The sequence below is a fragment of the Candidatus Binataceae bacterium genome, from assembly GCA_035650475.1.
Classification (GTDB): Bacteria; Desulfobacterota; Binatia; order Binatales; family Binataceae; genus JAKAVN01.
The window spans coordinates 45,731-57,276 of sequence record DASRHP010000007.1 but is presented as its reverse complement, the minus strand read 5'-3'; the positions used below and the strand labels follow the sequence as shown (position 1 = coordinate 57,276).

Annotated in this window: 7 protein-coding genes and 1 rRNA gene; 2 read left to right on the top strand and 6 right to left on the bottom strand. The window is 66.5% G+C overall.

Annotated elements, in window-relative coordinates; genetic code table 11:
• From VFB33_04970 to VFB33_04960, 3 genes are all read right to left on the bottom strand, one after another.
• Nucleotides 1–1,028, bottom strand: a 16S ribosomal RNA gene (locus VFB33_04970); the annotation flags it as partial.
• Between the two features lie 268 nt (nt 1,029–1,296).
• Nucleotides 1,297–2,481, bottom strand: coding sequence for an MFS transporter (locus tag VFB33_04965; GenBank protein ID HZO81024.1), 1,185 nt, complete (start codon nt 2,479–2,481; stop codon nt 1,297–1,299).
• Nucleotides 2,482–2,513: 32 nt separating this feature from the next.
• A complete protein-coding gene (locus VFB33_04960; GenBank protein ID HZO81023.1) occupies nt 2,514–3,401 on the bottom strand; it encodes a hypothetical protein in 888 nt (295 codons plus the stop codon).
• 62 nt (nt 3,402–3,463) lie between these two features.
• On the opposite strand from VFB33_04960, the gene VFB33_04955 reads away from it, so the two are divergent.
• Together VFB33_04955 and VFB33_04950 are read left to right on the top strand one after the other, a co-directional pair.
• Nucleotides 3,464–4,540: a 3-deoxy-7-phosphoheptulonate synthase gene (locus VFB33_04955; GenBank protein HZO81022.1), complete on the top strand. Its 1,077-nt coding sequence runs from the start codon at nt 3,464–3,466 to the stop codon at nt 4,538–4,540.
• 105 nt (nt 4,541–4,645) lie between these two features.
• Entirely contained in the window at nt 4,646–6,919 is a 2,274-nt protein-coding gene (locus tag VFB33_04950; GenBank protein ID HZO81021.1) for a hypothetical protein, read from the top strand.
• Between the two features lie 30 nt (nt 6,920–6,949).
• Here VFB33_04950 and VFB33_04945 read toward each other — a convergent pair whose 3' ends face one another.
• From VFB33_04945 to VFB33_04935, 3 genes are all read right to left on the bottom strand, one after another.
• Nucleotides 6,950–8,344 carry a hypothetical protein gene (locus tag VFB33_04945; protein ID HZO81020.1) on the bottom strand — a complete coding sequence of 465 codons (1,395 nt, stop codon included), beginning with the start codon at nt 8,342–8,344 and terminating at the stop codon, nt 6,950–6,952.
• A 23-nt stretch (nt 8,345–8,367) separates the two neighbouring features.
• Nucleotides 8,368–9,888 carry a hypothetical protein gene (locus VFB33_04940; GenBank protein HZO81019.1) on the bottom strand — a complete coding sequence of 507 codons (1,521 nt, stop codon included), beginning with the start codon at nt 9,886–9,888 and terminating at the stop codon, nt 8,368–8,370.
• A gap of 149 nt (nt 9,889–10,037) precedes the next feature.
• A complete protein-coding gene (locus VFB33_04935) occupies nt 10,038–11,441 on the bottom strand; it encodes a nicotinate phosphoribosyltransferase (GenBank protein HZO81018.1) in 1,404 nt (467 codons plus the stop codon).
• Nucleotides 11,442–11,546 lie beyond the last annotated feature (105 nt).

The window sequence follows — 11,546 nt, the reverse complement described above, 5'->3', positions numbered from 1 at the left end:
GGCTGTCCGCCGTTGTCTAGCCCAGGTAAGGTTCTTCGCGTTGCGTCGAATTGAACAGCATGCTCCACCGCTTGTGCGGGCCCCCGTCAATTCCTTTGAGTTTTAACCTTGCGGCCGTAGTCCCCAGGCGGGGTACTTAATGCGTTAGCTGCGGCACTCAGGGGGTCAATACCCCGAACACCTAGTACCCATAGTTTACAGCGTGGACTACCAGGGTATCTAATCCTGTTTGCTCCCCACGCTTTCGCGTCTCAGCGTCAGCAACGATCCAGAGGGCCGCCTTCGCCGCCGGTGTTCCTCCTGATATCTACGCATTTCACCGCTACACCAGGAATTCCACCCTCCTCTATCGCGCTCTAGCCGGCTAGTTTCCGATGCACTTCCGAAGCTGAGCCTCGGGCTTTCACATCAGACTTGACCGACCGCCTACACGCCCTTTACGCCCAGTCAATCCGAACAACGCTTGCACCCTCCGTCTTACCGCGGCTGCTGGCACGGAGTTAGCCGGTGCTTCCTTTGAGGGTACCGTCAAAGGCCCGCTGGATATTAGCCAGCGCGCTTTTCTTTCCCTCCGACAGGGCTTTACGACCCGAAGGCCTTCATCACCCACGCGGCGTCGCTGCGTCAGAGTTTCCTCCATTGCGCAATATTCCTGACTGCTGCATCCCGTAGGACTCTGAGCCGTGTCTCAGTCCCAGTGTGGCTGACCATCCTCTCAGACCAGCTACCCGTCTTCGCCTTGGTAGGCCATTACCCCACCAACTAGCTGATAGGCCGCGGACCCCTCTCGAAGTGATAGCTTGCAGGAGCAGAGGCCACCTTTTACCCCGGACAGCGAACTGTCCGTGGTCTTATCCGGTATTAGCCCGTCTTTCGACGGGTTATCCCGATCTCCGAGGCAGGTTATCCACGTGTTACTCACCGTGCGCCGGTTTACTCGCCGAGTTGCCCCGACTTTCTCCCACGACTTGCATGTCTCAGGCACGCCGCCAGCGTTCGTTCTGAGCCAGGATCAAACTCTCCATAAAAGCTCAGTGTGTCATCCCAGATGCGGCGACGCGGCTAAGGCGTCGCAGCGGGATGGACCGACCGCAAATTCAAAGAAACCGGACGGGCTTGGATTTTCCGATCCCCGCCGCCCGATTAAAGGCATGCACTACTATTCAGTTTTCAAAGACCGGCGCCCTTTAGGGGCAAACGTGAAGGTTACCGCGCGTCCCGGCGCAAGTCAATCGCGCCGAGCCTTGGTCGGAAGATTTCCTCAACAACCCGACTTCGAGCCGCGCTGACGCACCTTCAGCGCGTCCTCACCGCGGCCATACAATACGCCGCGCCGAGCGCTCCCGCCAGCCCCGCCACCACGAACATCGGACCGTAGCCCCAGCGTGTCGCGACCAGCCCGAGCAGGTACGGAGCCACCATCGCGGCGAAGTCGAACAGCGACGTGTAGATCGTCGAGCTGCGCCCGAAAGCCGCCGGGGGCGTGTGCGCGATAACCAGCGCGCTAAGCGCTGGATACGTGTAGGCGTGGCCGAGCCCGCCGAGCACGGCGGCGCCGAGCAGCGCGCCACCGCGACCCGTGAGCGCGAGCAACGCGATTCCGAACGCGAGCAGTCCGAGCGAGGGCGGCACGATACGTTCGACGCCGACGCGGTCCATCAGCCGCCCGCCCAACAGTCGTACCGCCACCGCGATCGCGCTGTACACCGCAAAGTACCATCCGACGTGCGCGATTCCGCGCTGATACGCGAAGGGCGCGACGAAGTTGTTGCGCGGCGAGATCGCGATCGAAAAGGTGAACGCCACCAGCCATAGCGGAAGCAGATCGGGATCGAGCAGCAGCGCTCGATAGCCGGTCCGCTCGCCGCCCTCGCACTGCTGCGCAACGCCGAAGGGCCGGTCGTCGTTAAGCATCGCGATCGCGGCCGCCGCGCCCAGACATAATGCGCTTGCGGCGTAGAAGAACAGCGCAAAGCCGAACCGCTTCATCAGCGCCTCGCCCACCAGTGGGCCAAACGCCGCCGGCCCGATCCCGCACAGGCTGAAGAGCGCCATCCCCTCGCCGCGCCGCCCCTGCGGCAGAATATCGAAGACCATCGCGAACAGCGCGACGCGCGCGGTTCCGTCCACCGCCCCATGCAGCAGGCGCACGGCATAGATCGGCCAGCCCAGCGCATGCACCGGGACGTAGAGCGCTATCGCCACGGCCTCGAGCAGCACTGACCACAGCGCGGTCCAGCGTCGCCCGCGCCAATCGATGAGCGCGCCGACGCCGGGCCGCACGCCGAGCGCGGCGAGCGAGCCCACGCCCGCAAGCGCGCCGATAATCGCCGCACCACCGCCCAGCCGCACTATGAAGACCGGGAAAAATACGAACAGATTAGTGGCAAGGCTGAGGGCGGCAGAAGCCGCGAACACCAGCCAGAAGTCGCGCTGATAGCCATCGCGGGGGGCGATCGGCGCCGGCGCGGAGAGCGCCACGCCTCGCTTCGCGCCGGGCCCGGGCGCTCCGCTCATCGATTATGCCCGAGCGCACCGCGCAACAGCACGTCAGCCTGCGGCGACGCGCCGCCAGCCTGCGCGCCTTCCGCGGTGATCGTCGCCCCGGTCGGGCTGAAATTGCGCGGCAGCTTAAGCGCGACCATCGCGCCGCCGTCGGCGGCCGTGCGAAACTCGCCCGCCCGCCTAAGCGCGCCGCGTGCGCCCCGCCACCACAGCACGAGTGTCCCGTCACGCGCCGGGCGTTGCAGGCCAACGACCTGGAGCACCGCGCGCCCCTCTTTCAGGCTGAAGGCGAGCAGCGCGCGTGGGTGCGGCGCGCCGGCAGCCCGTTGGACGCCGCGCCCGGCGCCGCCATGCGGCGCATCGGTGGCGGCCGCGGGAGCGCCGCTTGCCGGCGGCGCTTCCGCAAGCCGCGCCGGGGAGGCCTCGCCGCCTTCGGCCGCGTCCGTCGCGGCCGGCGCCGGCGCCGCAGCGGCGCCGGCCGAAACGTCATCCGCGCCATGCGCCGGTATCAGCCGGATCGTCGCGGCGTCCGGCGCGAGCAGGACCGCGCGCAGGGTTTCCGCGGCACCAAGCTCGCGTCGCGCGGCGGCCAATCGCGCGCGTTGAGCGCCGATCTGCGCCTCCAGCTTGTGGACCTTCAGCGTAAGCGCCTTGAGCCGCGTGCGGAGCCGATTGGCGCGATGGGTCGCCTGGGTGGAAAATTCGAAGGCCACGATCACGCAGGCGAGCGCCAGCGAGAGCACCATACCCGCCAGTGCGCGCCACAGCGCCGCCGCCTCGCGCGGGCGCGCGGCGTCAGTCGTCGCCCCCTCCGAGGCGGCCCCCGCAGGCTGCGGAGGGGTGGGCTGCCCGGCGGCCGCGGCCTCGAATGGCTGCTTGATCTGTTCGTGGGTCATCGTGGCGCCGGAAGCGACTTTATTATCAACCGCCCTTTCGGCTAAAGATATAGCGTCGTCCGATGCGTAAGATTCAGGATCTCCACGTCGTTTCCACCCAGGCGTTAGTCGCGCCACGGGTACTCAAGCAAGAGTTGCCGGTCACTGAGGCGATCGCCGACACGGTGGTCGAGGCCCGCCAGACCATCCGGCGCATCCTGCGCGGCGAGGACCGCCGCCTGCTCTGTGTCGTCGGCCCCTGCTCGATCCATGACCCCGTCGCCGCGCTTGACTACGCGCAGCGCCTGGCGCGCCTGCGCGCGCGCCTGATTGACCGGATGGTCATCCTGATGCGGGTGTACTTCGAGAAACCGCGCACCACGGTCGGATGGAAGGGGATGATCAACGACCCTCACATGGACGATTCATGCGACATGCGCGAAGGGCTGGTCCGTGCGCGCCGCCTGCTGCTCGAGATTAACGGGCTCGGATTACCCGCGGGCACCGAGATGCTCGACCCGATAACGCCGCAGTACATCGCTGACCTCGTCTCGTGGGCGGCGATCGGCGCGCGCACCACCGAATCGCAGACCCATCGCGAGATGGCGAGCGGGCTGTCGATGCCGGTCGGGTTCAAGAACAGCACCGAGGGCAACCTGCAGGTCGCGGTCAACGCGATCGAATCGGCGCGCCGCCCCCACTCCTTCCTCGGCATCACCCAGGACGGAGTCACCGCGATCGTACGCACCAGCGGCAACCCGGATACCCACGTGGTGCTGCGCGGCGGACGCACGCCCAACTACGACGCGGCCAGCATCGAGGAGTGCGGGCGGATGCTGGTCAAGGCGGGGCTGGAGCCGCGCGTGATGGTGGATTGTTCGCACGCGCAAACCAACAAGGACTACCGCAAACAGCCCGCGGTGCTCGCCGCGCTGTGCGACCAGATCCGCGCGGGCAGCCGGGCGATCATGGGCGTGATGCTCGAGAGTAACATCAATGCCGGCAACCAACCCCTGCTCGCCGACCGCTCCGCGCTCAAGTACGGCGTCTCGATAACCGACCCTTGCATCGATTGGCCCAGTACCGAGCGATGCCTGCTCGAAGCGGCCGACGCTCTGGCTCCGACTCAAGCCGAGGGCGCCGCAGTCGCGCAAAGCTAGCCCAGGCTCCGGAGGCCGGACGAACCCGGAAGACGGCTCCACCGGCGCGCCCGACCGGCGGTCAGGAAGTCGTCGCATGGCGACACGCGGAGGCGGACGGGGCGGGTGACGCCGATATCCGACGATAGTCTGATAGGTCAGCGCTCGATTTCACCGGCGCCGGACCTGCCGCCGAGCGAACGACCAGGAGCAGTTCCAGCCCGCACTAAACGTCAGCGTTACGCCTTCGACTGGCGCGGGCTGTCCGCCTTTGCAATCTACTTCGCGCTCGCGTTCCTGTTTTTCGGCCGCGGCGTTGTCGGGCGGTTCTCAACCGCCTACATCGGCAAAGGCGTCGACCCGCAGCTGCAGATGTGGCTGATGGCGTGGTGGCCGCACGCGCTCCGTCACGGGCTCAATCCCTTTTATACGTATGCTGTATGGGCGCCGCGGGGAGTCAACCTCACATGGGCCACGGGAATGCCGCTTCTCAGCTTCGCTGTCTTTCCGATTGTCGGCGTGTTCGGACCTGTACCAGTCTACAATGCTTTATGTCTGCTCGCCGTTACGATCTGCTCCTGGTGTGCATTCATTCTTTGCCGCTACCTAACCGGTGAATACTGGCCGTCGTTAGTTGGAGGCTATGTATTCGGCTTCTCTGCGTACATGCTTGGCCACACTTCCGGGCATCTTTTTCTGATCGCAGTGTTTATTGTTCCGTTGTTCGCATTGCTTGTGATTCGCGGCGCCCGGATGGAAATCTCGCGCTCTAGGTTCGTTGCCGGTCTCGTGCTGCTGCTGGCTGCGCAGTTCCTCATCTTTGTTGAAGTGTTCGCAACGATGACCTTATTCGCGGGCATTGGTCTGACGACAATGCTGATGTTTGGCTCCTCTGCGCAGAAAGAACGCACCGCGAGCATTCTACCTGCGATCATGCTCAGTTATGCCATCACGGCCGTACTTGTAAGCCCATATCTATACGGGATGATCTCGTTGGGCTACGAAGCGGGCCCCTTGCACCCGTCGCTGCCGTTCTCGATAGATTTGCTCAACCTGATTATCCCAACGCCTACGATGGAGCCTGGGCGACTGTCGATGCCCGGGGCGATAAACAGAAAGTTCCTCGGCGACATATCCGAGACCGGCGGCTACATTGGGCTTCCTTTGATCCTTGTTGTGATCTCCTTTGCTCGCAGCAATTGGCAAGAACGCTGGGCACGCGGGTTGGTTCTCTTCTTCCTTGCGGCCGTGCTTCTTTCGTTAGGTCCCTTTTTGCTTGTTGCGGGGCATGTGTATTTCCCATTGCTCTCGGGAGTGCTTTTGGCATCCATTCCAGTGATCGACAAGGCTTTGCCGGCGCGTTTTATGCTGTACTCGTTTCTCGCGCTGGCCATCATGGCAGCTAAATGGTTAAGCAACAGCAGAACACGGCGCATGCTACGGATCCTCTTCGGTGTAGTCATAATGCTTTCCGTGCTACCAAACTTGTCGGCATCGTTCTGGAATACAGCCACCAACGTGCCCGCATTTTTCCGCGACGCACTGTACAGAAAATTTCTCTTTCAGAGCGAGATAATTGCCATACTTCCATATAGCTACAACGGTAACGGCACTTTCTGGCAACTTCAGAGCGACTGGTACTTCCGTCTGGCGGACGGCTACGCGACGATGCCACCTATCGGCTTTCGCCGCTGGCCTGCCGTCCGAGCCTTCCTCCGCGTCGATAGTGTGGCACTGCCGGCGGCCGGTGAGCAGCTCCGCGCATTCATGGGCGCCCATCAGGTGAGCGCAGTCCTCGTCGACGACCGCGAGGAAGACGTATGGCGCCCGCTGCTGGCCACACTTGGGGTGATGCCAGTGCGCGCCGGCGGCATCACGCTTTACCGGATGTCCCCGGCAGAGCTGGCGCCATGGAAGAACTCAACGGCGCTCGAGATGGAGACGCGCGCCAGCCGCGCGCGCTTCGCCGCACTGGTGCTTGGAACCGAGGCGTTGATGCGTTCCGGAGGCGACCTATCCGCCCTAACTCCGGCAGACGCGCTGAAAGCAGCCCCGCTGCCGGCGGGATGGGTTATGGTCCCGCCGAAGCGCCAGCCGCCGTACGAGGAAGGCGGGCTTAATCTTCCGCGCCGTGCGCCCGACCCGCATCTGTTTGCCGGGATGTGGCTCAAGGGCGAGCGCGACGGACGAATCGAGGTCGGTGTCGTCGGCTGGTACCCTGCGCTGCGCGGCGTCCTCGACGAGTATCGCGCCGCGGCGGTCGACTTCAGTCCGCACGAGGTTGCCGAGGCTCGCGCCGGCGGCGACGACGACCGGCGCGGCAGGCTGGTTATCACCTTCACGGCCGCAGGGCTGGGACGAACAGTGGAAATCGCGCGAGCTGCCGTTGCAGGTAAGTGACGACGCCGACGTGCGGCGCCCAGCTCAAGCTTATCGCGTGCGGACCTCGACCAGGCGCAGCCGCCGCCGGATGAGCGTAAAGCAATTGGTGAGCTCCGTCAGCCGCGTCGGCGCGAGGAGATCCTTACCGCCGAGCACCAGCGCCCGCTGGCGCATCCCGCACACCTCGTCGGCAACGTCGGCGCGAGCGCGCTCCCCCGGCGGCAGATAGTAGCGCACGACGTTCACCGCGTAGCCCGGCGCCACCGCGATCCTGCCGTCGGGCCCGGCTTCGGCGAGCGCAATCGCGGTGGCGGCGCGCCACTGCGGAAATTGCGGCTTGCGAAAGTCGCGGCGGACGTGATCGAGTGACAGCGCCAGAACGAGCACGATCAGGATGATTTGTATGCGGGCGTCGTCGATTAGCGCCAGGCCGACCGCCGCCAGGACCAGAAAAGCAACCACGCTGGCGATCACGTAGCGCGTCTCCTCGAGCGGCGTGATTGTGTAAGAGACCGCCATCATCAGTATCGGCGGTACCGCCGTCCAGCAGAGCAGGAACGCGAGTGCCGCTCCGCCCTCCTCACGCGCCATCCGCCACGCCGCGTAAATCGTGAGCGGCGCAAAGAGCAGGAAGGGTGCCTTGCCCGACGCGCGCCGCATCAACTGGAGCGGCCACCATGGCGGCCGCGCGCGCGCCCAGGCGAGCGCTCCCGCGCGCAGCGCGCCCATCGCCGTGCGCCCGGCAGCCCCTGTGAATGGCGCGAGCAGCGCGAGCCCGGCCGCGAGCGCCAATGCCGGCGCCGCCAGATGCAGTGCCCGGGCTGGGCCCCGGCGGCGCATCGCGGCCCATCCGAGCCACACCACTTCGCCGGCGATCAGCAGTGCGGCGGTAAAATTGGCCGCGATCGCGAGCCCGCTGAACAGCGCCGTTGCTGCGAGGCTCGCGGCGCGGGTAACCGGTCTTAGGCAGTCGGCCTGCGCGCGAACGAAGCAGGCCAACTGCGCCAATTCCATCGCCAGCACCAACGGATACATGCGCGCGGTGCGCGACTCGGTGACGAGAACAAGATTGACCGCAACCAGCAGCGCGGCAAGCGCGCCGGTGCGGACGGCGTGCTCCGCCTGGCGCGGGCCGCCCAGCACGGTCATCACCGCGCGCGCGGCGGCGAACGCGAGCACGATCGCGGCCACGCCGAGAAGCGCCGACAGCGCGCGCATCGCGGCCACGCCGTCGCCGAACAGCCGAATCCATCCGTGCAATGTCAGGTCGTAGAAGGCGAGCTTGCCGGCATCGAGCGCGGACTGGCGCGCGGCTACAGCGCCGACGTCGGGCGCCGCAGCGGCCGCCCACGCCGCGGCCTCATCGGCGCTGAGGTCGGCCGCGCCCAGGCGCCAGCTTCGCAGCGCCGCGCCGAGGATCAGCGCCAGGCCAAGCAGCGCCACCGCGGCGCGCCGGCGGTCATAAATCAGCGTACGCGCACCTCCACCTTGTGCAGGACCGCGACGGTGTGCGGATAGCAGGCTTCCAGCCTGGCGATCTGCTGCGGCGGATACAGCCCGCGTCCGCCCAGGATGAGGACTCGCGCCGAGCCGCAGTCGCCCTGCACACCGACCACGTCGGCGCGCCGCGCGGGCGGAACGTAGTAGCGCACAACGTTTACAACGAAGGCGGGGAAGGCTGCGATGCGCGCGCCTTGCGGCACCTGCCGCTCGGCCAGCGCCGCCGCCGCGCCCCATGCGGCCTCGCGCGGATGGCGCTGCGACCGATGCAACGCGCGCAGGGACAGGAAAATCAGCAAAGCAGCGACCGCGGCTCGCAGCGCCGGCGGCCGTATCGAGGCAGCGCCGAGTCCGGCCAAGGCGAACATCGCCACGAACGAGATAATCACGTAGCGCGGAAATTCCAACGGCCGGATCAGGTAGGTCACCGCCATCACCGCGGCCAGCGGCCCCACCATCCAGAGGCCGAGGAAGCCGCAGGCAAGGCGCTCCGCCGGCCAGTTCCAAAGCATGCCCAAAGCTCCGAGGAGCACAAAAATCCAAAACAGCCGATGGCTGCCCGCAGCGCCGCGCAGGGTCGTGTAGGGCCACGAAATCGGCTGTCGCCTGAGCCAGTCGATCGCGCCCGCGTGCACCGCGGCGGCGGAAGAGGCGACCGCATCCGGCATCATCGGTGCGAGCAACAAAAGTCCCGCGGCAAGCGCCGCCGCCGGACCCAAGATCGCAAGCCCGCCCGCGCGCGCGCCCGTCGATCTGACGGCTAGCAGAGCCACAAGCCACAGCCCCTCGGCGACGAGCAGAAAGCTCGCGGTGAAATTGGCGGCGATCATCGCGGCAGTGCAGAGCGCGACGCCGACATAATTGCCGAGTCCGCCGCGGCGCTGCGCGCGGACGAAAAACAGGATCTCCAACAGCTCCGCCACCATCACCAGCGGATACATCCGTACCGCGCGATCGGCCGTCACCATCCCGGCGTTGGTCGCGTAAAGCACGGCGGCGAAGGCTGCCGCAAGGAGGGCGAGATCCCCCGTAGGCCCCCTTTCCCCGTGTTCAGCCCACGCATCACTCGCCTTCGGCGCCGCCCGCGCGGCGGCCGGAGCGCGGGAGGGATCTTCGGCGAACGAGAGCACCACTTCGCGCACGGCAGCGAAGACCAGGACAATCGCGAGCGTGCCAAGCGTCGCCGACATCGCACGCATCGCGAACGTCCCATCGCCGAAAACCGCGATCCATCCGTGTAGCAGGATGTCGTACAGCGCGAGCTTGCCCGGGTCGAGGTTGTGTTCGGTTTCGACTACCGCGCGCAGCTCGGGTGCTGACGCCGCCGCCCACGAGGCGCCATCGTCCGCGCCGAGATCGCCGTGCGCCAGCCGGTAAAAACGCAGAGACGCGCCGAGCACCAACGCGAGCGCCAGCAACGCGAGCGCCTCGCGGCGCGGCGTAAACACGCTTGCCATTCGTCCGCCAAACGGCCGTCCGAAGGTCATCCCCCGGCTTTCTCCCGGAGCCAGTCGAAATGCCTCGGCACCGCCGGAATCAGGCACAGGCCGGCGTGACTCCACGCCGCCGTGGCGCGCCATCGGCGGGCTGAAGGGATAAGTGTCGTGCGCGCTTCGCTGCGCTGGCGCATCGCGCTTCAGCCCTGGCGGCGTCCCGCGTGCAGCTTCTCGCTGATCAGCAGCGCGTTGAGCGCGGCGCTCGGACGCACCGGGTAGATGTCGGGACGTTCGAGGTCCTTGTAACGCGGCTCCAGGTGGGCAAACGATTCCAGAAAGCGCTCGCGGCTGTCGCTCAACGTGGGCCGCGGCGCCATCCGCCTGCCGTCGGCGAACACGCGTTCGAGCAGCGGCTGCACCGTGGCCGGCGACGGACGGAACTCGCGCGCAGCACTGGCCGGGCTCTCCTCGAAAAGCCCGATCAGATCGGCGTAGAAGCCGCCGGTGGCGTTGCAGGCGCGAAAGACCTGCTTGCGCCCGGGCAGCGTGACTTTCTCGGTCGAAGTCTTCATCCGCGGCTCGCCGCGATACTCGACCAGCTTGTAGGCGACATCGAGCGCCGGCGCGTCCGCACTGACCACCATCGCGGTGCCGACGCCGAAGGCGTCGATGGGCGCACCGCCGCGGACCAGTTCGGCGATCCGATATTCGTCGAGATTGCCGCTGGCGAAGATCGGAACTTCGGCGAGTCCCCGCTGGTCGAGGATACGCCGGGCGCGGCGGCTGAGCTGAAGCAGGTCGCCGCTGTCGAGTCGGATGCCCTGGAGCTTGGCGCCCGCCTGGCGCAGCTCGAGCGCAACCGCGGCGGCGTTTTCGACTCCGCGCAGGGTGTCGTAGGTATCGACCAGCAACGTGCTCAGGCGCGGAAACACCTTGACATAGCTGTCGAAGGCCTCGCGTTCCTGCTCGTGCGCCATCACGTAGCTGTGCGCCATCGTGCCGTACAGCGGGATCCCATAGCGCCGCCCGGCGAGCACGTTGGAGGTGCCGGCGAAGCCGGCAAGATAGCTGGCGCGCGCGGCAACCAGCCCGGCGTCGGCGCCTTGGCTGCGGCGCAGGCCGAAGTCGATAAGCCGCCGGCCGCCGGCCGCCGCCAGGCTGCGCGCCGCCTTGCTCGCGATGAGCGAGGCGAGGCCGACCTGATTGAGCACCAACGTCTCGAGCAGCTGGGCCTCGATAAGTGGCGCGCGGATTTCGACGATCGGCGCCGGGGCGAAGAAGATGGTGCCCTCGGGCATCGCCCATACCTCGCCCGTGAAGCGCAGGTTGCCGAGGAAGCCCAAAAACTCCGGGCTGAACAGGCGCAGCGAGTCGAGGAACTCCAGCGCCGCGGCGTCGAAGTGAAATTCCTCGAGCGCCTCGAGCAAACGCTCGAGACCCGCCGCCACCAGGAAGCCGCGGCGGGGCGGCAGCCGACGGGCGAACATGCTGAAGCAGGCGTTGTCGTTGTAGCCGCTGGCGAAGTACGCGGCTGCCATCGTGAGCTGGTAGAAGTCCGTCAGCAGCGGGACTTCGCCCGGGTCGAAGCGCAGGTCAATAGGCATCGAAGCAACTTTCCGCAGCTGGCTGGGACATCGGGATCGGGTCGCGTCGGCGCTACGCCTGCCGCTTGCCGAAGCATTCCTATTCCGCCATCGGAGCGAGGTCAA

Coding starts and splice junctions, on each gene's coding strand:
- VFB33_04940 (HZO81019.1), bottom strand. CDS start 9,888: ATGACCTTCGGACGGCCGTTTGGCGGACGAATGGCAAGCGTGTTTACG.
- VFB33_04955 (HZO81022.1), top strand. CDS start 3,464: ATGCGTAAGATTCAGGATCTCCACGTCGTTTCCACCCAGGCGTTAGTC.
- VFB33_04960 (HZO81023.1), bottom strand. CDS start 3,401: ATGACCCACGAACAGATCAAGCAGCCATTCGAGGCCGCGGCCGCCGGG.
- VFB33_04935 (HZO81018.1), bottom strand. CDS start 11,441: ATGCCTATTGACCTGCGCTTCGACCCGGGCGAAGTCCCGCTGCTGACG.